Source organism: Enterobacter sp. NFIX59 (assembly GCF_900113755.1).
Taxonomy (GTDB): Bacteria; Pseudomonadota; Gammaproteobacteria; order Enterobacterales; family Enterobacteriaceae; genus Enterobacter; species Enterobacter pseudoroggenkampii.
The window spans coordinates 1,590,620-1,612,486 of the sequence record NZ_FOQN01000001.1 but is presented as its reverse complement, the minus strand read 5'-3'; the positions used below and the strand labels follow the sequence as shown (position 1 = coordinate 1,612,486).

Annotated in this window: 18 protein-coding genes and 1 other annotated feature; of the genes, 11 read left to right on the top strand and 7 right to left on the bottom strand. The window is 56.0% G+C overall.

Annotated elements, in window-relative coordinates; all coding sequences use genetic code 11:
- Positions 1 to 138: 138 nt before the first annotated feature.
- The 4 genes from BM007_RS07855 to acrA form a co-directional block, all read right to left on the bottom strand.
- Complete coding sequence (locus tag BM007_RS07855; RefSeq protein WP_010428174.1) at positions 139 to 357, bottom strand: HHA domain-containing protein; 219 nt, start codon at positions 355 to 357, stop codon at positions 139 to 141.
- 27 nt (positions 358 to 384) lie between these two features.
- The gene (gene tomB / locus BM007_RS07850; RefSeq protein WP_008499288.1) at positions 385 to 759 is read right to left on the bottom strand and encodes an Hha toxicity modulator TomB; all 375 of its coding nucleotides are present in this window, start codon (positions 757 to 759) and stop codon (positions 385 to 387) included.
- Between the two features lie 509 nt (positions 760 to 1,268).
- Positions 1,269 to 4,415 (bottom strand): multidrug efflux RND transporter permease subunit AcrB, encoded by a 3,147-nt coding sequence (gene acrB, locus BM007_RS07845; protein WP_024906846.1) that lies wholly within the window; start codon positions 4,413 to 4,415, stop codon positions 1,269 to 1,271.
- Positions 4,416 to 4,437: 22 nt separating this feature from the next.
- Positions 4,438 to 5,631: a multidrug efflux RND transporter periplasmic adaptor subunit AcrA gene (acrA, locus tag BM007_RS07840; protein ID WP_024906847.1), complete on the bottom strand. Its 1,194-nt coding sequence runs from the start codon at positions 5,629 to 5,631 to the stop codon at positions 4,438 to 4,440.
- Positions 5,632 to 5,771: 140 nt separating this feature from the next.
- Between acrA and acrR the strand changes: the two genes are divergently transcribed.
- Entirely contained in the window at positions 5,772 to 6,425 is a 654-nt protein-coding gene (acrR, locus tag BM007_RS07835) for a multidrug efflux transporter transcriptional repressor AcrR (RefSeq protein ID WP_090417992.1), read from the top strand.
- A 113-nt stretch (positions 6,426 to 6,538) separates the two neighbouring features.
- Positions 6,539 to 9,886: a mechanosensitive channel MscK gene (gene mscK, locus BM007_RS07830; protein WP_061715857.1), complete on the top strand. Its 3,348-nt coding sequence runs from the start codon at positions 6,539 to 6,541 to the stop codon at positions 9,884 to 9,886.
- A 1-nt stretch (position 9,887) separates the two neighbouring features.
- Here the strand turns inward: mscK and rsmS are convergent, their stop codons facing one another.
- The gene (rsmS, locus tag BM007_RS07825; RefSeq protein ID WP_048991481.1) at positions 9,888 to 10,064 is read right to left on the bottom strand and encodes a pleiotropic regulatory protein RsmS; all 177 of its coding nucleotides are present in this window, start codon (positions 10,062 to 10,064) and stop codon (positions 9,888 to 9,890) included.
- A gap of 14 nt (positions 10,065 to 10,078) precedes the next feature.
- Positions 10,079 to 10,606 (bottom strand): primosomal replication protein N'', encoded by a 528-nt coding sequence (gene priC, locus BM007_RS07820; RefSeq protein WP_090417989.1) that lies wholly within the window; start codon positions 10,604 to 10,606, stop codon positions 10,079 to 10,081.
- A 50-nt stretch (positions 10,607 to 10,656) separates the two neighbouring features.
- Between priC and BM007_RS07815 the strand changes: the two genes are divergently transcribed.
- From BM007_RS07815 to BM007_RS07775, 9 genes are all read left to right on the top strand, one after another.
- Entirely contained in the window at positions 10,657 to 11,034 is a 378-nt protein-coding gene (locus BM007_RS07815; protein WP_090417986.1) for a DUF454 family protein, read from the top strand.
- Positions 11,035 to 11,185: 151 nt separating this feature from the next.
- Entirely contained in the window at positions 11,186 to 11,737 is a 552-nt protein-coding gene (gene apt / locus BM007_RS07810; RefSeq protein ID WP_006176947.1) for an adenine phosphoribosyltransferase, read from the top strand.
- A gap of 88 nt (positions 11,738 to 11,825) precedes the next feature.
- A complete protein-coding gene (dnaX, locus tag BM007_RS07805; RefSeq protein WP_048991477.1) occupies positions 11,826 to 13,754 on the top strand; it encodes a DNA polymerase III subunit gamma/tau in 1,929 nt (642 codons plus the stop codon).
- Positions 13,084 to 13,148 (top strand) — a sequence feature (DnaX frameshifting element). (Overlaps the previous gene by 65 nt.)
- Positions 13,755 to 13,807: 53 nt before the next feature.
- Positions 13,808 to 14,140, top strand: a complete 333-nt coding sequence (locus BM007_RS07800) for a YbaB/EbfC family nucleoid-associated protein (protein ID WP_003858972.1) — start codon at positions 13,808 to 13,810, stop codon at positions 14,138 to 14,140.
- The gene (gene recR / locus BM007_RS07795) at positions 14,140 to 14,745 is read left to right on the top strand and encodes a recombination mediator RecR (RefSeq protein WP_008499298.1); all 606 of its coding nucleotides are present in this window, start codon (positions 14,140 to 14,142) and stop codon (positions 14,743 to 14,745) included. Before BM007_RS07800 ends, recR begins: the two co-directional genes overlap by 1 nt.
- Before the next feature lie 110 nt (positions 14,746 to 14,855).
- Positions 14,856 to 16,730, top strand: a complete 1,875-nt coding sequence (gene htpG, locus BM007_RS07790) for a molecular chaperone HtpG (protein ID WP_024906853.1) — start codon at positions 14,856 to 14,858, stop codon at positions 16,728 to 16,730.
- A 195-nt stretch (positions 16,731 to 16,925) separates the two neighbouring features.
- Positions 16,926 to 17,570, top strand: a complete 645-nt coding sequence (gene adk, locus BM007_RS07785) for an adenylate kinase (RefSeq protein ID WP_006809841.1) — start codon at positions 16,926 to 16,928, stop codon at positions 17,568 to 17,570.
- A gap of 125 nt (positions 17,571 to 17,695) precedes the next feature.
- Complete coding sequence (hemH, locus tag BM007_RS07780; protein ID WP_048991473.1) at positions 17,696 to 18,658, top strand: ferrochelatase; 963 nt, start codon at positions 17,696 to 17,698, stop codon at positions 18,656 to 18,658.
- 62 nt (positions 18,659 to 18,720) lie between these two features.
- Positions 18,721 to 20,025 (top strand): inosine/guanosine kinase, encoded by a 1,305-nt coding sequence (locus BM007_RS07775; RefSeq protein ID WP_024906855.1) that lies wholly within the window; start codon positions 18,721 to 18,723, stop codon positions 20,023 to 20,025.
- A 92-nt stretch (positions 20,026 to 20,117) separates the two neighbouring features.
- Here the strand turns inward: BM007_RS07775 and ybaL are convergent, their stop codons facing one another.
- The gene (gene ybaL / locus BM007_RS07770) at positions 20,118 to 21,794 is read right to left on the bottom strand and encodes a YbaL family putative K(+) efflux transporter (RefSeq protein ID WP_024906856.1); all 1,677 of its coding nucleotides are present in this window, start codon (positions 21,792 to 21,794) and stop codon (positions 20,118 to 20,120) included.
- Positions 21,795 to 21,867: the final 73 nt, after the last annotated feature.

Genomic DNA, 21,867 nt, shown 5'->3' with positions numbered 1-21,867 from the left:
AAGCCGATGTGACTGGCGTCACAACATTGCTGCTGAAAAACACGTTTTACACGGAGACCTGGCCTGGGCACAGGGAGTATAACGGGATAGGTAAAAACTGAGAACGAGGCGTAGAACTCTACAGACACCCTTCAAAGATTAACGGACAAATTTCCACACAGAAGTAGGGATTTTGTCATACAGCTTATTCATTGTCAGCTCGGCAAGACGATGGTCAGCGGCTGAATAAAATACCGCCAGCTCATTATCCGAAAGCTCGTATTTATTCTTTTCAATGACGCGCTCAAGCGTGTCAATTGACTGACAACGTCGTAAGCGCATCAAATAATCGACTTTTGTGAGTGGTTTATCAGACATAAATTCACCTTAGTAATTGTAATAATTTTAACAGGAAAGACTAACCGGGTTAGCTCTGCTCACGTTGACGAAACAGCGGAATAGCCGGTTCCCCGATTTACGCCATTTTTGCAAATCCTGGGCGTTAATGCCGTAACTGCTGAACAACATAAAGGTGTCGTCCAGGTATTCATCAATTTGCTCAATGAGCTTATTATCTTCATTGTACTTAATTTTATAATTAAGTGCGAAGGTTGCGATATGCTCTATCAGCTCATTCAACTGTAAATTGATAGCAGACGTTGGGTCGTTTACCCAGCCATGGTTGCTTTCATCAAGGTTGGCAAGGCAGTCATGGTACAAGGATTCGCAGAGAAATTTCAACTGCGCGATATCATGCCTTTTTGGCGAGTACTCGTCCATAGCGCATCCCCTTCTGAGTGATTTCTTACTCACCGAACATCATTGTCGGGATGGATACAACTGACTTAGCTACATGAGTGCTGTGTTCCTGATAACCTAACTATAAGCCACTCCTTCCTGGATTTCATCGCGCGATTACGAAAAATTACAAATAAAACCGCAGACATGCGAGCAAGTACGCAAATGGTCATCCCGGACTCAACTTTTTATCCAAATTAACGAGGGTGCTTTATCGCTTCCTTACGTTTCATCGGCTTAGCAAAATGATGAGAAAAGTTCAGATTCAGACTTATCTTTGTAAGAACTTCTTATTAGGAATATTCCTAATAACTTAAGCGGAGAAATGAAATTAAAAAAATCCTGAATTCACCGATTAAGTTATCAGTTAATTATGATATGTCTATTTAAGATGGCAGAAAATAAATAGAACCACAATAAGCGTAATTTATGATTTTTTCTGAAAATGAAAAAGGCCGCTAATGCGGCCTTTTTATCATGTGAAACCGGTATCAGTGAGGTTCTACCGAATGCGTGTGCTCAATATCCTCATTCTTCCGGCTGAAGCGGCGGCGAACCACCACGAAGAACACCGGTACGAAGAAGATAGCGAGTACGGTTGCGGTAACCATACCACCCATAACGCCTGTACCAACTGCGTTCTGTGCACCGGAGCCTGCGCCGGAGCTGATAACCAGCGGCAGTACGCCGAGGATAAACGCCAGTGATGTCATCAGGATTGGGCGCAGACGCATACGAACAGCCTCAAGCGTCGCCTCAATAAGGCCTTTACCTTCTTTCTCCATCAGATCTTTGGCGAATTCAACGATAAGTATCGCGTTCTTCGCCGACAAGCCAATGGTTGTCAGCAGGCCTACCTGGAAGTACACGTCGTTGGTCAGTCCGCGGAACGTTGCCGCAAGCAGCGCACCGATAACCCCAAGCGGTACCACCAGCATAACGGAGAACGGAATTGACCAGCTCTCGTACAGCGCTGCCAGACACAGGAAGACGACGATCAGTGAAATCGCGTACAGGGCAGGGGCCTGGTTTCCGGACAGACGTTCCTGATAGGACATACCGGTCCAGTCGTAGCCGATACCCGAAGGCAGTTTACTCGCCAGCTCTTCCATCAGATTCATGGCTTCACCGGTGCTTCGGCCCGGCGCGGCCTGACCCAGGATTTCCATCGATGGCAGACCGTTATAGCGTTCCAGACGCGGCGAACCGTATTCCCAGCGTGACGTTGAGAACGCCGAGAACGGTACCATCTGACCATTGCTGCCGCGCACGAACCAGCTGTTGATATCGTTTGGCAACATACGGTATTGCGCCTCTGACATCACGTACACTTTCTTCACGCGACCGCGGTCGATGAAGTCGTTAACGTAACTACCGCCCCAGGCGGCGCCCAGCGTGGTATTAATGTCACTGATGGATACGCCCAGCGCCTGGGCTTTCTCCTGGTCGATGTCGATTTTATACTGCGGCGTATCTTCCAGGCCGTTTGGACGCACGCCGACCAGCAGGTCAGGGTGCTTAGCCACTTCGCCAAACAGCTGGTTACGTGCCTGCGTCAGTTTTTCGTGACCCAGACCGCCCTGGTCAATCAGCTGGAAGTCGAAGCCGGTCGCGGTACCCAGTTCAACAATCGCTGGCAGGTTAAAGGCGAAGACCATCGCATCTTTAATCTGCGAGAAGGTGCCCATTGCACGGCCGGTGATGGCTTCAACCTTGTTCTTTTCTCCCGGACGTTCAGACCAGTCTTTCAGAGAAACGAAGGCAATACCTGTGTTCTGACCACGACCAGCAAAGCCAAAGCCGTTAACCGCAAACACGGATTCAACGTTGTCTTTCTCTTTGGTGAGGTAGTAGTCCGTCACTTCATCCAGCACTTTCTGGGTACGCTCTTGCGACGCACCCGCAGGAAGCTGTGCCATTGTCAGGAACACGCCCTGGTCTTCATCCGGCAGGAACGAGCTTGGCAGACGAACGAACAGGAACGCCATCCCCACCACGATGATGATATAGAGCAGCAGGTAACGACCGGTGCTGCGCAGGATGTTGCCCACGCTGTCGGTGTAGTGGTGCGTACTCTTGTCAAACATGCGGTTAAACCAGCCGAAGAACCCTTTATGCTCGCCGTGACCGCCTTTCTGAATCGGCTTCAGCATGGTGGCACACAGCGCAGGCGTCAGGATCAACGCGACCAGCACCGACAGCGCCATCGCGGAAACGATGGTAATCGAGAACTGACGGTAAATCGCACCGGTAGAGCCTCCGAAGAAAGCCATCGGGATAAATACCGCAGACAGTACCATCGCGATACCGACCAGCGCGCCCTGGATCTGACCCATTGATTTACGGGTCGCTTCCTTCGGCGGTAGACCTTCTTCCGCCATCACGCGCTCGACGTTCTCGACCACGACGATGGCATCATCCACCAGCAGGCCGATGGCGAGCACCATCCCGAACATCGTCAGGGTGTTTATCGAGTAGCCAAATATCGACAGGATCGCAAAGGTCCCGAGCAGAACAACCGGCACGGCAATCGTTGGGATAAGCGTCGCGCGGAAGTTTTGCAGGAACAGATACATCACCAGGAACACCAGGATGATCGCTTCTACCAGCGTTTTAACCACTTCGTGAATCGAAATTTTGACGAACGGCGTGGTGTCGTACGGGTAAACGATTTTCAGACCTGACGGGAAGAACGGTTCCATTTTCTTCAGCTCTGCGCGGATCGCCGTGGCGGTGTCCAGGGCGTTAGCACCTGTCGCCAGTTTGATACCCAGACCGGAAGCCGGTTTACCGTTAAACTTCGCGATGATGTCGTAGTTCTCACCGCCCAGCTCTACTTTTGCCACGTCGCGCAGGCGAACCTGGGAACCGTCCTGATTCACTTTCAGCAGAATTTTGCTGAACTCATCGGCAGAGGTCAGACGGGTCTGCGCGATGATCGAGGCGTTAAGCTGCTGGCCTTTCACCGGCGGCGTACCACCTAGCTGACCGGCTGCCACCTGGGCGTTCTGCGCTTTAATCGCATTGATCACGTCAACGGGGGTCAGCTGGAAGTTGTTCAGTTTGTTCGGATCCATCCAGATACGCATTGCGTACTGAGAACCGAACAGCTGAACGTCACCCACACCGGAAGTACGGCTGATGGCGTCCTTCATGTTGGCACCCACGTAGTCGGAAATATCCTCCTGCGTCATGGTGCCGTTGGTGTTGATAACGCCGACAACCATCAGGAAGCTGCTGGACGATTTCTCGACGCTCACACCCTGCTGTTGTACTTCCTGCGGCAGCAAAGGCATCGCCAGCTGCAGTTTGTTCTGCACCTGAACCTGCGCAATGTCAGCATCCGTACCTGACTGGAAGGTCAGGGTGATCTGAACTGTACCGGTAGAGTCACTGTTTGAGGACATGTACATCAGGTTATCGATACCGTTCATGTTCTGTTCGATAACCTGAGTGACGGTGTCCTGCACCGTTTTCGCATCAGCCCCAGGGTAGGTTGCGGAGATGGTCACCGCCGGTGGCGCAATCGTTGGATATTGCGCGACAGGCAGCTTCAGGATCGCAAGTCCCCCGGCCAGCATGATGATAATGGCGATCACCCACGCAAATATGGGGCGATCGATAAAGAAATTAGGCATGTCTTAACGGCTCCTGTTTAAGTTAAGACTTGGTTTGTTCTGACTGGCCAGCGGCCGAAGCTTGTTGTTTATCGTCAGATTTCACTTCCTGTGCTTTAACCTGCGCGCCAGGACGAACTTTTTGCAAACCAGAAACAATCACGCGATCGCCATCTTTCAGACCTTCCGTCACCAGCCATTTATCGCCAATCGCCTGGGTGGCGGTGATATTGCGCGTTTCGACTTTGTCATCTGCTCCAACAACCAGTGCGCTCGCATCGCCGCGTGGCGTACGGGTCACACCCTGCTGTGGAACCAGAAGGGCGGTTGGATTCGTTCCTTCTTCCAGACGCGCGCGAACGAACATACCTGGCAGCAGGTTTTTGTCAGGGTTCGGGAAAATCGCACGTAAGGTGATGGAACCGGTGGTCTGGTCGACCGTCACGTCAGAGAATTCCAGCGTACCTTCCTGCGGGAACTTGATACCATCGTTGGTAATCAGCTCCACTTTGGCTTTGCCGTTTTCCTGTTTCAGGGTGCCGTTAGCCAGCTCCTGTTTCAGGCGCAGGAAATCATTGCTGGACTGCGTCACGTCAACGTAGATCGGATCAAGCTGCTGCACGGTCGCCAGCGCGGTGGTCTGACCGTTCTGCACCAGTGCCCCTTCCGTGACTGAAGACTTACCAATACGACCGCTGATAGGGGAGGTCACTTTGGTATAGGCCAGGTTAATGCGCGCGGTTTCGACCGCCGCTTTGGCTGCCACTACGGCTGCGTTAGCCTGCTGCGCATCTGCCAGGGCGGTATCGTAATCCTGTTGGCTGATGTACTTGGTCCCGAGCAGTTTTTGATAACGATTCACCGTCAGCTGGGCAATTTTGGCTGCGGCCTGTGCTTTCGCCAGGTCGCCTTTCGCGCTTTCATAATTTGCCTGATAGGTTGCGGGATCAATCTGATACAGAGACTCACCGGCCTTCACATCACCGCCTTCGGTGAAGTTACGCTTCAGGATAATGCCACTAACCTGAGGACGCACTTCCGCAATGCGGTAAGCATTTGTACGGCCTGGTAACTCGGTGGTGATTTGTAGAGGTTCAGATTTGAGCGTCACGACGCCTACTTCTGGCGCCTGCTGAGCTCCTTGTTGAGCTGGTTTGTCGTCACATCCTGTTAGCGCTAAGCTGCCTGAGAGCATCAGAACGACCGCCAGAGGCGTTAACCCTCTGTTTTTGTTCATATGTAAACCTCGAGTGTCCGATTTCAAATTGATCAAGGGTCCTGAGTCTAAAACCCGTTGCTGCGTTTATATTATCGTCATGCTATGGTACATACATTCACAAATGTATGTAAATCTGACTCCTGTAAATTCACCCACCTATGGCACGAAAAACTAAACAACAAGCGCTGGAAACCCGACAACACATTCTGGATGTGGCAATACGTTTGTTCTCTCAGCAGGGTGTTTCGTCAACCTCGCTGGCACAAATTGCTCAGGCTGCCGGTGTGACGCGGGGAGCGATTTACTGGCATTTTAAAGATAAGTCAGATCTGTTCGGTGAAATCTGGGAGCTTTCAGAGTCCAGCATTAGCGATCTCGAGAGTGAGTATCGGGCAAAATTCCCTGATGATCCACTCTCAGTAATGAGAGAAATATTAGTATATATCCTTGAAGCGACGGTAGTTGAAGAACGTCGCAGATTAATGATGGAAATAATTTATCATAAATGCGAGTTCGTGGGCGAAATGGCGGTGGTGCAACAGGCGCAACGCAGCCTCAGCCTCGAAAGCTATGACCGTATCGAACTGAACCTGAACCTGTGTATGCAGGCAAAGCTGTTACCGGCCAATCTCTTGACCCGCCGGGCGGCTATCCTGATGCGCGGCTACATTTCAGGTCTGATGGAAAACTGGCTGTTTGCCCCGCAATCCTTTGACCTCAAAGAGGAAGCCCGCAGCTACGTGGCGATTTTACTGGAAATGCTACAGCTCTGCCCGACGCTGCGCAGCGACGCGCCGTCGCTAACTGCCTGAGTCATTTCCAGGATTTATCTCAGAGGCTCACGTTCGCGCTATTCTGCTTCCGGCGAGCGTGATATTCTTCACGCCGGACTATTTTCGGTCATCTTCTGACATCATTCACAACTATGCTGCCCATCAATCGCTCGCAACATCCTGTTTTTGCATTGCTCTTTGCGATGCTGTTTTTCTTTGCCACGGCGCCGCTGACCTGGGCCCGCGCCGATAACAGCAATGACATTCCCTCGCGTGGCGATGTTCAGTCGCAGCTCGACGCGCTGAACAAACAAAAAGAGCTCTCTCCTCAGGATAAGCTCATCCAGCAGGATCTGACGGAAACGCTGGAAACACTGGATAAAATTGAACGCGTCAAAGCCGATACCGCCCAGCTTCGTCAGAAGGTGGCGCAGGCCCCTGAAAACATGCGCAAGGCGACGGAATCGCTGAATGCCCTGAGCGACGTCGATAACGATACCGAAACGCGCAAGACGCTCTCGACGCTCTCTTTACGCCAACTGGAGTCGCGCGTCGCGCAACTGCTCGACGACCTGCAAACCGCGCAGTCCGACCTCGCGACCTATAACAGCCAGCTTGTCTCCCTGCAAACCCAGCCGGAACGCGTGCAAAACTTGATGTACTCCGCGTCTCAGCAGCTGCAGCAGATCCGTAACCGTCTGAATGGCACGACGGTGGGAGAGGGAACGCTGCGCCCGACCCAGCAAACCCTGCTGCTGGTTCAGCAGACGTTGCTCAATGCACAAATCGAACAGCAGCGTAAAAGTCTGGAAGGGAATACGGTGCTGCAGGACACCCTGCAAAAACAGCGCGATTACGTCACCGCCAACATTAATCGTCTTGAACACCAGCTTCAGCTGTTGCAGGAGGCGGTAAACAGCAAGCGCCTGACGCTGACGGAAAAAACCGCCCAGGAGGCCGTATCGCCTGATGAGACCGCCCGCATTCAGGCGAATCCGCTGGTGAAACAGGAGCTCGACGCCAACCACCAGCTTAGCCAGCGCCTGATACAGGCGACGGAAAAGGGTAACTCACTGGTTCAGCAAAATATCAAAGTGAAGAACTGGCTGGATCGCGCGCTGCAGGCTGAGCGCAACATCAAAGAGCAGATCGCGGTCCTGAAGGGCAGCCTCCTGCTGTCGCGTATTCTCTACCAGCAGCAGCAGACGCTCCCGTCCGCTGATGAGCTGGAAGACATGACCAACCGCATCGCGGATTTGCGTCTGGAACAGTTTGACGTCAACCAGCAGCGCGATGCCCTTTTCCAGAGCGATACCTTTGTCGCCAAAATTGAAGAGGGGCATTCCAGCGACGTGAACCCGGAAGTGCACGACGCGCTGCTCCAGGTCGTCGATATGCGTCGCGAGCTGCTGGACCAGCTCAACAAACAGCTGGGTAACCAGCTGATGATGGCCATTAACCTGCAAATCAACCAGCAGCAGCTGGTGAGCGTCTCGAAAAGTCTGCAGGAGATCCTGACTCAGCAGATTTTCTGGGTAAACAGCAACAAACCGATGGACTGGGACTGGATTAAATCCTTCCCTGAGACGCTTAAAACGCAGATCAAGAGCATGAAGATCACCGTGAACTGGGAGAAAGCCTGGCCTGCGGTGACGATTGCCTTGCTGGCGGGATTACCGCTGCTGCTGATTGCTGGCCTGATCCGCTGGCGTCTGGCCTGGCTGAAAAAATACCAGGCGAAGCTGGCCTCCGAAGTGGGGCAACTGCGTAACGATAGCCAGCTCCATACGCCAAAAGCGATTCTCATCGATCTCATTCGCGCCCTGCCGGTGTGCCTGATTATTCTGGCTGTGGGCCTGATTCTGCTCACGATGCAGCTCAACGTCAGCGATCTGCTGTGGGCGTTCAGTAAAAAACTGGCGCTGTTCTGGCTGGTGTTTGGCGTGTGCTGGAAGGTGCTGGAAAAAGACGGCGTGGCGGTGCGTCATTTCAACATGCCTGCGCAGCTGACCAGCCACTGGCGTCGCCAGATTGTGCGCATCAGCCTGGCCCTCCTGCCGCTGCACTTCTGGTCGGTTGTTTCTGAGCTTTCCCCGCTGCATCTGATGGATGATGTGCTGGGCCAGCTGGTCATCCTGCTGAACCTGCTGTTGATTGCGATCCTGATGTGGCCGATGTGCCGCGACAGCTGGCGTGATAAAGAGTCCCACAATATCCGTCTGGCCACCGTGACCGTGCTGGCGATCATTCCGCTGGCGCTGATGGTGCTGACGGCAACGGGCTACTTCTATACCACGCTGCGCCTGTCCGGGCGCTGGATTGAAACGGTCTATCTGGTGATCGTCTGGAACCTGCTCTATCAGACCGTACTGCGCGGCCTGAGCGTGGCGGCCCGCCGCATCGCCTATCGCCGTGCCATTGCGCGTCGTCAGCATCAGGTGAAAGAGGGGGCCGAAGGCGCGGAGCCACAGGAAGAGCCGACCATCGCGCTGGAGCAGGTTAACCAGCAGACGCTGCGTATCACCATGCTGGTGATGATCGCCCTGTTTGCGGTGATGTTCTGGGCTATCTGGTCCGATCTTATTACCGTTTTCGCCTATCTCGACAGTATTACCCTCTGGCAATACAACGGTACCGAAGCGGGCGCGGCGGTCATGAAAAGCGTGACCATGGGCAGCCTGCTGTTTGCGCTGGTGTCGTCGGTGGTGGCCTGGGCGCTGATCCGCAACCTGCCAGGCCTGCTCGAAGTGCTGCTCCTGTCACGTCTGAATCTTCGCCAGGGGGCGTCCTACGCCATTACGACGATCCTCAACTACGTGATCATTATTGTTGGGGCGATGACGGTCTTTGGTTCGCTTGGCGTCTCGTGGGATAAACTGCAGTGGCTGGCGGCCGCCCTCTCGGTCGGTCTTGGTTTTGGCCTGCAGGAGATCTTCGGTAACTTTGTCTCCGGCCTGATCATCCTGTTCGAACGTCCGGTACGTATCGGCGATACCGTTACCATCGGTACCTTCTCCGGTACGGTCAGCAAGATCCGTATTCGTGCCACCACCATCACCGACTTCGATCGCAAAGAGGTGATCATCCCGAACAAAGCGTTCGTGACCGAGCGTCTGATCAACTGGTCGCTCTCGGATACGGTGACGCGCGTGGTGATCCGCCTGGGCGTGGCCTATGGATCGGATCTGGATAAGGTGAAAGAGGTGCTGCTGAAGGCGGCGTCTGAGCATCCGAAAGTGATGCACGATCCGGCTCCGGCGGTCTTCTTCACCACCTTTGGGCCGAGTACGCTGGATCACGAACTGCGTTTATACGTGCGTGAACTGCGTGACCGCAGCTACACGGTGGATGAACTTAACCGTTCTATCGATCGTCTGTGCCGTGAAAACGATATTAATATCGCCTTCAACCAGCTTGAGGTTCACCTGCGTAACGAGAAAGGTGATGAGCATACGGAAGTGAAGCGCGACATTAAGGGCGACGACCCGACTCCGGCTTAATCTATTTTCCCTCTCCCTGTGGGAGAGGGTTAGAGTGGGGGGGAAGTTTCCCCTCAAAATCCCGCCGTACAATCTCCAGTGCCTTAAGCACCGTTTCGGCGGGGATCTCATGATTCTCCAGCAGCATAATCAAATCGACGGCCAGCTTGACCTCATCGGGTGCATTTTCCAGTGACATGGGTGTGGCTCCTGTTAACGGGTCAAACGTTCAATGACGCGCTCAATGTCATCCAGTGCCTGACTGCAGCGGACGATGCGTCCTTCCAGCGCGCTAATCTCGCGCATCAATAGCTGCTGCTCTTCCAGCGTTTCGCTGTTGTTCAGACGCACCTCGCGTTCGCGCTTCATCTCAAACAGTCGGCGTTCAAACTCCTGGTTCTCCAGCCGCTTGCGCTGCCATTTACCGAGCCCCGGGGAGGCGCTGTCCCAGGCGCGCAGCGGCCAGGCGGCGATTTCGCGATGCAGCGCGGTGATCTGCTCGGTGAGATGCGCCGCAAGCCACGCCACCTGTTCCTGCTGTTCACTCTCAACCGCATGGCGAAGCTCGTCGAGATTCGTCTGCGCTTCCGCCAGGTAATCCTGAATAACGGTGCTGCGGGTACGAAAAAGCTGTCGGTCAAAGCGCGGCTTCAGCGTGGCGTGCCCCATTAGCGGTGTAGCCTGCTCCCGCAGAGCAATCAGCTGATTTTGCAGCCTCTCAAGAAGCAGTGCTGTTTTCAAGGCGCTCTCCAGTGGTAAAGTAGCCGTTCAGTTTGATAACGATTCGCATTATGAAGCGTACTATTTTAATCATCATTGGCTGGCTCGCGGTAGTGCTTGGCACGCTGGGTGTGTTTTTACCCTTACTGCCGACCACGCCATTTATCCTGCTGGCGGCCTGGTGCTTCGCCCGCTCGTCGCCGCGTTTTCACCACTGGCTGCTCTACCGCTCATGGTTTGGCGGCTATCTGCGGCACTGGCAAAAACACCGGGCCATGCCGCCCGGCGCGAAGCCGCGCGCGATCGCAGTGATCCTCATCACCTTCGCTATTTCATTATGGCTGGTGAAAATGATGTGGGTACGTATTCTGCTGCTGGCGATCCTGACCAGCCTGCTTTTCTTTATGTGGCGGATCCCCGTGGTTGATGAAAAGCAACAAAAGCACTGAAGCCTCATCATGGCTGTTGCAATTATCACGCGCAGCCAGTAAATTCGACCGTTTTCGAGCACAGGTGCGCCTGGTCAAAGGTTAAACAATTGTTGCCTTGGCCGACTCGTTGCGCGCTGTGAGTAACACTGTTTTATTTAGGCACAAACCGATGACCGCAACTGCACAGCAGCTTGAATATCTGAAAAACAGCATCAAAAGCATCCAGGACTATCCAAAGCCTGGCATTCTTTTCCGTGATGTCACCAGCTTGCTGGAAGACCCGAAAGCGTACGCGCTCAGCATTGAACTGCTGGTCGAGCGTTATAAAAACGCCGGGATTACCAAAGTAGTAGGTACCGAAGCCCGTGGTTTCCTGTTTGGCGCACCGGTTGCGCTGGCAATGGGCGTGGGTTTTGTGCCGGTGCGTAAGCCGCGCAAGCTGCCGCGTGAAACCATCGCAGAAAGCTACGAGCTGGAGTACGGCACCGATCAGCTGGAGATCCACGTTGATGCGATCAAGCCGGGCGACAAAGTGCTGGTGGTCGACGATCTGCTGGCAACCGGCGGCACCATTGAAGCGACCGTGAAGCTGATCCGTCGTCTGGGTGGGGAAGTGACCGACGCGGCCTTCATCATCAACCTGTTCGATCTCGGCGGTGAACAGCGCCTGGAAAAACAGGGTATTACCAGCTATTGCCTGGTGCCTTTCCCGGGTCACTAATCCCGGTTTTCACAACCTCGCTCAATGGGTGAGGTTGTGATAGCATTCCCCTCCATAAATTCACCTTCCAGCGTTGCAGAGCCTGCCCATGAGTTATCAGGTGTTAGCCCGTAAATGGCGACCACAAACCTTTGCTGACGTTGTCGGTCAGGAACATGTGCTGACGGCCCTGGCGAACGGCTTGTCGCTAGGTCGCATCCATCACGCCTATCTTTTTTCCGGCACCCGCGGCGTCGGTAAGACCTCTATTGCCCGTTTGCTGGCAAAAGGTCTCAACTGCGAAACCGGGATCACCGCCACGCCGTGCGGCGTGTGTGATAACTGTCGGGAGATCGAGCAGGGGCGTTTTGTCGATCTGATCGAGATCGACGCCGCCTCGCGCACCAAAGTGGAAGATACCCGCGATCTGCTCGATAACGTGCAGTACGCCCCGGCGCGCGGCCGCTTCAAGGTCTACCTGATCGATGAAGTGCACATGCTGTCGCGCCACAGCTTTAACGCTCTGCTGAAAACGCTGGAAGAGCCGCCCGCGCACGTGAAGTTCCTGCTGGCGACCACCGATCCGCAAAAGCTGCCGGTCACGATCCTGTCGCGCTGCCTGCAGTTCCATCTGAAGGCGCTGGACGTTGAGCAGATCCGCGCGCAGCTTGAGCATATCCTTGATGAAGAGAAAATTGTCCACGAACCGCGCGCCCTGCAGCTGCTGGCCCGCGCGGCGGACGGCAGCCTGCGTGATGCGCTCAGCCTGACCGACCAGGCGATTGCCAGCGGTGACGGCAAGCTCTCCACCGAGGCGGTCAGCACCATGCTCGGCACGCTGGATGACGATCAGGCGCTGTCGCTTATCGAAGCGATGATTGCCGCCAACGGCGAACGCGTGATGTCGCAGGTGAATGCCGCCGCTGCCCGGGGTATTGAATGGGAAGGGCTGCTGGTTGAGATGCTCAGCCTGCTGCACCGCGTGGCGATGCTGCAGCTTTCTCCCTCCGCCATTGGTGCGGATATGGCGACCATTGAACAGCGGATGCGTGAGCTTGCCCGCACCGTGCCGCCTGCCGACGTGCAGCTGTACTACCAGACGCTGCTGATTGGCCGCAAAGAGTTACCGTTCGCGCCGGATCCGCGTATGGGCGTTGAAATGACGCTGCTGCGTGCGCTGGCGTTCCACCCGCGCATGCCATTGCCGGAGCCGGAAGTGCCGCGGCAGTCTTTCGCGCCGGTCGCCCCTACGGCGGTGATGTCGCCGCAGCAGGTACCACAGCAGCCGACACCGCCGCCGCAGCAGAACGTACCGCTGTCGGATGCCACCAGTTCGGTGCTTGCCGCACGCAGCCAGCTGCAGCGTGCCCAGGGAGTAACCAAACCAAAAAAGAGTGAACCGGCAGCGCCAGGAAGAGCGCGGCCGGTGAACAACGCCGCGCTTGAACGACTGGCCTCGGTAACGGAGCGCGTACAGTCGCGTCCGGCACCGTCCGCGCTCGAGCAGAAAGCCCCGGTGAAAGAAGAGGCTTACCGCTGGAAGGCAACCACCATCACCGAAGAGGTGAAGGAAGAGGTCGCCACGCCGAAAGCGCTGAAAAAGGCGCTGGAGCATGAGAAAACGCCGGAGCTTTCCGCGAAGCTTGCCGAAGAGTCCATTGCGCGCGACGCCTGGGCCGCTGAGGTCAGCAAACTCCAGCTGCCGAAGCTGGTGGAGCAGGTCGCGCTGAACGCCTGGAAAGAGCAGGACGGCAATCAGGTGCGTCTGCACCTGCGTCCGGGCCAGCGACACCTCAATTCCCCTGGCGCGCAAAAGGCGCTGGCCGAGGCGCTCGCCACATTACAGGGCGCGCCGGTTGAATTGACTATCATTGAAGATGATAATCCGGCAGTGAAAACGCCGCTCGAGTGGCGCCAGGCCATTTATGAAGAAAAGCTCGCGCAGGCGCGCGAGGCGATTATTGCGGATAACAACATTCAGACCCTGCGCCGGTTCTTCGACGCCGATCTGGATGAAGAGAGTATTCGCCCCATTTGATCGTGAGTCTGACTTACGGTTGTAATCCTTAAACGTGAAAAAGAGAGAAGCCTATGTTTGGTGGAAAAGGCGGTCTGGGTGGCCTGATGAAGCAGGCTCAGCAGATGCAGGAAAAAATGCAGAAGATGCAGGAAGAGATCGCTCAGCTGGAAGTCACGGGTGAGTCCGGTGCCGGTCTGGTCAAAGTGACCATCAACGGTGCGCACAACTGCCGTCGCGTGGAAATCGACCCAAGCCTGCTCGAAGACGACAAAGAGATGCTGGAAGATCTGGTTGCAGCCGCGTTTAACGATGCCGCTCGCCGTATCGACGAAACTCAGAAAGAGAAAATGGCCTCTGTTTCCAGCGGTATGCAGCTGCCGCCTGGCTTCAAGATGCCATTCTGATGCAAACCAGTCCGCTGCTCACGCAGTTAATGGAAGCACTGCGCTGCCTGCCGGGCGTTGGCCCGAAGTCGGCGCAGCGCATGGCGTTTACGCTATTGCAGCGCGACCGCAGCGGCGGGATGCGCCTGGCGCAGGCTTTGACACGCGCCATGTCAGAAATTGGTCACTGTGCGGACTGCCGTACCTTTACCGAGCAGGACGTGTGTAACATCTGTACGAACCCGCGTCGTCAGGAAAACGGTCAGATTTGCGTGGTGGAGAGTCCGGCGGACATCTACGCCATCGAACAAACCGGGCAGTTTTCCGGCCGCTACTTCGTGCTGATGGGGCATCTCTCCCCCCTGGACGGTATTGGCCCGGATGATATCGGTCTTGATCGCCTTGAACAGCGTCTTGAGTCCGAAACCATCAAAGAGGTGATCCTCGCCACCAACCCGACGGTGGAAGGGGAGGCAACCGCCAACTACATCGCCGAGCTGTGCTCGCAGTACGGCGTTGACGCCAGCCGCATCGCCCACGGCGTGCCGGTCGGCGGCGAGCTGGAGATGGTGGACGGCACCACGCTGTCACACTCTCTGGCCGGGCGTCACAAGATTATTTTCTGACCAAACGGAGGCTGCGCGCGCGGCCTCCGCTTGAAAATTTCCCCCCGTATCCCCATCTCTCACTCAACGTTTTAAAACCCCATTAAATGGCATTGTTGAGGTCGACATAGATGAAAGGACAAGAAACCCGTGGTTTCCAGTCAGAAGTAAAACAGCTTCTGCACCTGATGATCCATTCCCTGTATTCCAACAAAGAAATTTTCCTGCGTGAGCTGATTTCCAACGCATCCGATGCGGCGGACAAGCTGCGCTTCCGCGCGCTGTCTAACCCGGATCTGTACGAAGGCGACGGCGAGCTGCGCGTGCGCGTCTCGTTCAATAAGGAGAACCGCACCCTGACCATCGCCGATAACGGCATCGGGATGAACCGCGACGAGGTGATCGACCACCTCGGCACCATCGCCAAATCCGGCACCAAAGCGTTCCTCGAGTCCATGGGCTCGGACCAGGCGAAAGACAGCCAGCTCATCGGCCAGTTCGGCGTCGGTTTCTACTCGGCGTTTATCGTGGCGGACAAAGTCACCGTCCGTACCCGTGCGGCAGGCGACAGCGCTGAGAACGGCGTGCTGTGGGAGTCCAAAGGGGAAGGCGAATATACCGTTGATGACATCACCAAAGCGGACCGCGGTACCGAAATCACCCTGCACCTGCGTGAAGGGGAAGACGATTTCCTGAACGACTGGCGCGTGCGCTCCATCATCAGCAAATATTCCGACCACATTGCCCTGCCGGTCGAGATTGAAAAACAGGAAGAGAAAGACGGTGAAACCGTGGTTTCCTGGGAGAAAATCAACAAGGCGCAGGCGCTGTGGACGCGCAACAAGTCTGAAATTAAAGACGACGAGTACAACGAATTCTACAAGCACATCGCCCACGATTTTACCGACCCGCTGACCTGGAGCCACAACCGTGTGGAAGGTAAGCAGGAGTACACCAGCCTGCTGTACATCCCGGCACAGGCGCCGTGGGACATGTGGAACCGCGATCACAAGCACGGTCTGAAGCTGTACGTGCAGCGCGTCTTTATCATGGACGACGCCGAGCAGTTCATGCCGAACTACCTGCGCTTTGTGCGCGGCCTGATCGATTCTAACGATCTGCCGCTCAACGTCTCCCGTGAAATTCTGCAGGACAGCACCGTCACCCGTAACTTGCGCAACGCCCTGACCAAACGTGCGCTGCAGATGCTGGAAAAACTGGCGAAAGACGATGCGGAAAAATATCAGACCTTCTGGAAACAGTTCGGCCTGGTGCTGAAAGAAGGCCCGGCAGAAGACACCGCGAACGTTGAAACCATCGCCAAACTGCTGCGTTTCGCCTCAACGCATACCGACTCCTCCGCGCAGACCGTGTCGCTGGAAGAGTACGTCTCCCGCATGAAAGAAGGGCAGGAGAAGATCTACTACATCACCGCCGACAGCTACGCGGCGGCGAAGAGCAGCCCGCACCTGGAGCTGTTGCGCAAGAAAGGCATCGAAGTGCTGCTGCTTTCTGACCGCATCGACGAGTGGATGATGAACTACCTGACCGAGTTCGACGGTAAATCCTTCCAGTCTGTGGCCAAAGCCGACGAGTCCATCGACAAGCTGGCGGATGAAGTGGACGAAAGCGCGAAAGAAGCCGAGAAGGCGCTGGAGCCGTTCGTTGAGCGCGTGAAAACCCTGCTGGGCGACCGCGTGAAAGAGGTGCGTTTCACGCACCGTCTGACCGACACCCCGGCCATCGTCACCACCGATGCCGACGAAATGGGCACTCAGATGGCGAAACTGTTCGCGGCGGCGGGCCAGGCGATGCCGGAAGTGAAATATATCTTTGAGCTCAATCCGGATCATCCGTTGGTGAAACGCGCGGCGGATACCCAGGACGACGCCCGCTTTGCCGAGTGGGTTGAACTGCTGCTGGATCAGTCCCTGCTGGCCGAGCGCGGTACGCTGGAAGATCCTAACCTCTTCATTAAACGTGTGAATGCGCTGCTGCTGGCGTAATTGACCACGCCTCCCCTGGTCTTCTCCCTCTCCCCGTGGGAGAGGGCCGGGGTGAGGGCACCAGACCGCACCCTCCCAAATTATCTCCCCCCATTAACCGTTTCAGCCTTCCTGCCTTCCTTGAGCGATGCCCGTTCTGGTGGTATTGTTTAGCGCTTTTGAAAAATTGAAACGACTTTTGAGGGGATTTTCGCAATGCGTATTATTCTGCTTGGCGCTCCGGGCGCGGGTAAAGGAACTCAGGCTCAGTTCATCATGGAGAAATACGGTATTCCGCAAATCTCCACCGGTGATATGCTGCGCGCCGCTGTAAAATCTGGCTCCGAGCTGGGTAAACAGGCGAAAGACATCATGGACGCAGGCAAGCTGGTGACCGACGAGCTGGTGATTGCTCTGGTCAAAGAGCGCATTGCTCAGGAAGACTGCCGTAACGGTTTCCTGCTGGACGGCTTCCCACGCACCATTCCTCAGGCTGACGCCATGAAAGAAGCGGGCATCAACGTGGACTACGTTCTGGAGTTCGACGTACCGGACGAGCTGATCGTTGACCGTATCGTTGGTCGTCGCGTACACGCTGCTTCTGGCCGTGTTTACCACATCAAATTCAACCCGCCTAAGGTTGAAGGCAAAGACGACGTGACCGGCGAAGAGCTGACCACCCGTAAAGACGATCAGGAAGAGACCGTGCGCAAGCGCCTGGTGGAATACCATCAGATGACCGCGCCGCTGATCGGCTACTACACCAAAGAAGCGCAGGCGGGTAACACCAAATACGCTAAAGTTGACGGCACCAAAGCCGTGGCTGACGTACGTGCAGAGCTGGAAAAAATCCTCGGCTAATCGCATTTCTCTCACCCGGGCCCTCCGGGTGAGAAATATTCTCATCTTACCTATTACAGCAATGGGTTTCGTTTAAACGCATTTCCGCTACAATTGACAACCTATCAAATGGTTAAGAGGCGTGAATGAGTCAGGCGAAAACCGGCATCCTGCTTGCCAATCTGGGCACCCCAGAAGCACCTACATCAGACGCGGTAAAACGCTACCTGCGACAGTTTTTAAGCGACACGCGCGTCGTGGATTTCCCAAGACTGCTGTGGTGGCCGCTGCTGCGTGGCGTCATTCTGCCGATTCGTTCTCCGCGCGTCGCCAAACTCTATCAGTCCGTCTGGATGGAAGAGGGCTCACCGCTGATGGTCTATAGCCGTCGTCAGGAAAAAGCGCTGGCCGCCCGCCTGCCGGATTTGCCCGTCGCGCTCGGCATGAGCTACGGCAAACCCTCCCTGGAAAGCGCGGTAGAATCCCTGCTGGCGCAGGGCGTGGACCATATCGTCGTGTTGGCACTCTACCCGCAATACTCCTGCTCGACGGTGGCCGCCGTCTGGGACGAGCTGGCCCGCATTCTGGCGACCCGCCGCCGCATTCCGGGCGTGACCTTTATTCGCGACTACGCGGATAACGATCTCTACATCAAGGCGCTTGCCAACAGCGCGCGCGCGTCGTTTGAAAAGCACGGCGAGCCGGATCTGCTGCTGCTTTCCTATCACGGGATCCCGCAGCGTTTCGCTAACGAAGGGGATGATTACCCCCAGCGCTGCCGCGATACCACGCGCGAGCTGGTCTCCGCCCTTGGCCTGCCGCCGGAGAAGGTGATGATGACCTTCCAGTCGCGCTTCGGCCGCGAGCCGTGGTTGACGCCGTACACCGATGAAACCCTCAAAATGCTCGGCGAGAAGGGCGTGAAGCATATTCAGGTGATGTCGCCGGGCTTCTCGGCAGACTGTCTGGAAACGCTGGAGGAGATCGCGGTGCAAAATCGGGAATTTTTCCTGGAGGCTGGCGGCGAAAAGTACGAGTACATTCCGGCGCTTAACGACTCGCCTGAGCATATCGACATGATGGTCTCGCTGGTGACGAACAGCCGCTGATCGCACTCCGGGCCGGGTTTGTGCTACCATTTCCGGCCCATATTCTTCGTACAGTTCAGACCATGAAATTTCCCGGTAAACGCAAATCCAAACACTACTTTCCCGTCGATGCCCGCGATCCGCTCCTGCAGCAAATCCAGCCAGAAAATGAAACCAGCGCGGCGTGGGTCGTCGGTATCGATCAGACGCTGGTGGACATTGAGGCGAAAGTGGATGATGCGTTTGTCGCCCGTTACGGTCTGAGCGCCGGACACTCGCTGGTGATTGAGGATGACGTTGCCGAAGCGCTGTACCAGGAGCTGGTGCGCGAAAACCTGATTACCCATCAGTTCGCCGGCGGTACCATCGGCAATACCATGCATAACTACTCCGTGCTGGCAGACGACCGCTCGGTGCTGCTCGGCGTGATGTGCAGCAATATCGAAATTGGTGGCTATGCCTACCGCTATCTCTGCAACACTTCCAGCCGTACCGATCTGAACTACCTGCAGGGCGTTGACGGGCCGATTGGCCGCTGCTTCACGCTGATCGGCGAGTCTGGGGAGCGTACCTTTGCCATCAGCCCTGGCCACATGAACAAGCTGCGCGCCGAGAGTATTCCCGAAGAGGTGATCGCGGGCGCCTCGGCGCTGGTGCTGACCTCCTACCTGGTGCGCTGCAAGCCGGGTGAGCCCATGCCGGAAGCGACCATGAAGGCGATTGAGTACGCGAAGAAATACAACGTGCCGGTCGTTCTGACGCTGGGCACGAAATTCGTTATCGCCGATAACCCGGAGTGGTGGCAGGCCTTCCTGAAAGAGCACGTCTCGATTCTGGCGATGAACGAAGAGGAGGCCGAAGCGCTGACCGGTGAAAGCGATCCGCTGCTGGCATCTGATAAAGCGCTGGACTGGGTGGACCTGGTGCTCTGCACCGCGGGCCCGGTTGGGCTGTATATGGCCGGCTTCACGGAGGAAGAGAGCAAACGCAAGACCCAGCACCCGCTGCTGCCCGGCGCGATTGCCGAGTTTAACCAGTACGAGTTCAGCCGCGGTATGCGCCATCAGGATTGCATCAACCCGCTGCGGATCTACTCTCACATCGCGCCTTATATGGGCGGGCCGGAGAAGATCATGAACACCAACGGCGCGGGCGACGGCGCGCTGGCCGCGCTGTTGCACGACATCACCGCTAACGCCTACCACAAAACCAACGTGCCGAACTCCAGCAAGCACAAGTTTAGCTGGCTGACCTATTCGTCGCTGGCGCAGGTGTGTAAGTACGCCAACCGCGTGAGCTATCAGGTACTGAACCAGCACTCACCGCGCTTAACGCGTGGTCTGCCGGAACGGGAAGACAGCCTCGAAGAGGCGTATTGGGATCGGTAAATGTAAAAAGGCAACGTAAGTTGCCTTTTTTAATGTTTGTTCCCTCTCCCCGTGGGAGAGGGCCAGGGTGAGGGCATCAGACCGCACTAAACTTACCCCGTCACCGCCTCTTCAACCGGCGGTTTTTCCAGCAGCGTCAGCATGGTGTTAGCAATCTCGCGCTCGCCCATCACCACCTTATCTGCACCGCGCTCGGTAATGTACTCCACCTCGTCGTCATAGTGCGCCCGGGCGATAATCTCAATTGTTGGGCACTTCGCGCGTGCGGAAGCCACAATCTCACCCGCTTCATAGCCGTTAGGAATGGTCAGCAGCAGCCACCGGGCGCAGTCCAGATGCGCCAGATTCATGATCTCTTCGTTCGCCGCATTGCCCAGCACCGCACGAATACCGCGCTCGCGCAGCTCGTCGACGCGGGTGCGCGAGGTCTCAATCACCACCAGCGGAATGCCCTGTGCCATCAGCTTTTCACCGAGCAGGCTGCCCACACGGCCAAAGCCGACCAGCAGAGCGTGGTTGCAAATATCAACCGGGATCTGCTTCTCTTCTTCGATGGCCTCTTCGAGCGTCTGCTCTTCCAGCGTTTCGGTTTTATCGAGATATTTTTCCAGCAGGGCAAACAGCACCGGGTTCAGCATGATGGAGAGGATCGCCCCCGCCAGCACCAGGTTTTGCCCCGCCTGCGGCAGCAGATTCAGGGCCATGCCCAGACCGGCCAGAATAAAGGCGAACTCACCGATCTGTGCCAGGCTGGCGGCGATGGTTAGCGCCGTACGCGGAGAGTGACCGAACATTCGTACCAGGAAGAAGGCGGCAAGCGACTTACCAAAGATGATGATCGCCAGCGTGCCCAGCACGGCCAGCGGTTGATGGATCAGGACCATCGGGTCAAACAGCATCCCGACGGAGACGAAGAACAGTACGGCGAAGGCATCGCGCAGCGGTAGCGTATCGTGCGCAGCGCGGTGGCTCAGCTCGGACTCGTTCAGTACCATCCCGGCGAAGAACGCACCCAGAGCAAAGGAGACATCAAACAGCTCAACGGCACCAAAGGCGATGCCCAGCGCCAGCGCCAGCACGGAGAGGGTAAACAGCTCGCGTGAGCCGGTCGCCGCGCTGCGGGACATGATCCACGGCACCAGACGGCGGCCCACCAGCATCATGATGGCGATAAACGCCACAACCTTACCGATGGTGATGCCCATATCCAGCGCCAGCGAGGCAAAACCGACGTTGTCTTTTTCCATCATCCCGGCGACGGCAGGCAGCAGTACCAGCGTCAGGACCATGACCAGGTCTTCCACAATCAGCCAGCCAATCGCGATCTGCCCGCGCTGGCTGTCAATCAGCTGTCTCTCCTCAAGCGCGCGCAGCAGCACCACGGTACTGGCGGTTGAGAGACACAGCCCAAATACGATGCCGGTCATCAGCGACCAGCCCAGTACGGCCGAAAGCGCCATCCCCAGCAGCGTCGCCACCCCTATCTGGGCGATCGCTCCCGGTATGGCAATCGACTTTACCGCCATCAAATCCTTCAGGGAAAAATGCAGACCGACGCCAAACATCAGCAGAATCACGCCCAATTCCGCCAGTTCAGGTGCCAGTTTGGTATCCGCAACGAAACCTGGCGTGAACGGTCCCGCCAGAACACCTGCCAGCAGATAGCCGACAAGAGGAGAAATACGCAGTTTATTGGCAATCATGCCGAGGATAAAAGCGAGCACAAGTCCACCAACAATGGTGGTGATAAGCGGTGTGGCGTGGTGCATTCCGTCTCCTTTCGTTGTGGGTGTTCCTTTTTGGCGAAAACCAAAAAACCGAGTAATAGTTTATGACAATTTT

Coding starts and splice junctions, on each gene's coding strand:
- mscK (WP_061715857.1), top strand. CDS start 6,539: ATGCTGCCCATCAATCGCTCGCAACATCCTGTTTTTGCATTGCTCTTT.
- ybaL (WP_024906856.1), bottom strand. CDS start 21,794: ATGCACCACGCCACACCGCTTATCACCACCATTGTTGGTGGACTTGTG.
- acrA (WP_024906847.1), bottom strand. CDS start 5,631: ATGAACAAAAACAGAGGGTTAACGCCTCTGGCGGTCGTTCTGATGCTC.
- BM007_RS07800 (WP_003858972.1), top strand. CDS start 13,808: ATGTTTGGTGGAAAAGGCGGTCTGGGTGGCCTGATGAAGCAGGCTCAG.
- dnaX (WP_048991477.1), top strand. CDS start 11,826: ATGAGTTATCAGGTGTTAGCCCGTAAATGGCGACCACAAACCTTTGCT.
- apt (WP_006176947.1), top strand. CDS start 11,186: ATGACCGCAACTGCACAGCAGCTTGAATATCTGAAAAACAGCATCAAA.
- hemH (WP_048991473.1), top strand. CDS start 17,696: ATGAGTCAGGCGAAAACCGGCATCCTGCTTGCCAATCTGGGCACCCCA.
- adk (WP_006809841.1), top strand. CDS start 16,926: ATGCGTATTATTCTGCTTGGCGCTCCGGGCGCGGGTAAAGGAACTCAG.
- recR (WP_008499298.1), top strand. CDS start 14,140: ATGCAAACCAGTCCGCTGCTCACGCAGTTAATGGAAGCACTGCGCTGC.
- acrB (WP_024906846.1), bottom strand. CDS start 4,415: ATGCCTAATTTCTTTATCGATCGCCCCATATTTGCGTGGGTGATCGCC.
- tomB (WP_008499288.1), bottom strand. CDS start 759: ATGGACGAGTACTCGCCAAAAAGGCATGATATCGCGCAGTTGAAATTT.
- BM007_RS07815 (WP_090417986.1), top strand. CDS start 10,657: ATGAAGCGTACTATTTTAATCATCATTGGCTGGCTCGCGGTAGTGCTT.
- BM007_RS07775 (WP_024906855.1), top strand. CDS start 18,721: ATGAAATTTCCCGGTAAACGCAAATCCAAACACTACTTTCCCGTCGAT.
- rsmS (WP_048991481.1), bottom strand. CDS start 10,064: ATGTCACTGGAAAATGCACCCGATGAGGTCAAGCTGGCCGTCGATTTG.
- acrR (WP_090417992.1), top strand. CDS start 5,772: ATGGCACGAAAAACTAAACAACAAGCGCTGGAAACCCGACAACACATT.
- htpG (WP_024906853.1), top strand. CDS start 14,856: ATGAAAGGACAAGAAACCCGTGGTTTCCAGTCAGAAGTAAAACAGCTT.
- BM007_RS07855 (WP_010428174.1), bottom strand. CDS start 357: ATGTCTGATAAACCACTCACAAAAGTCGATTATTTGATGCGCTTACGA.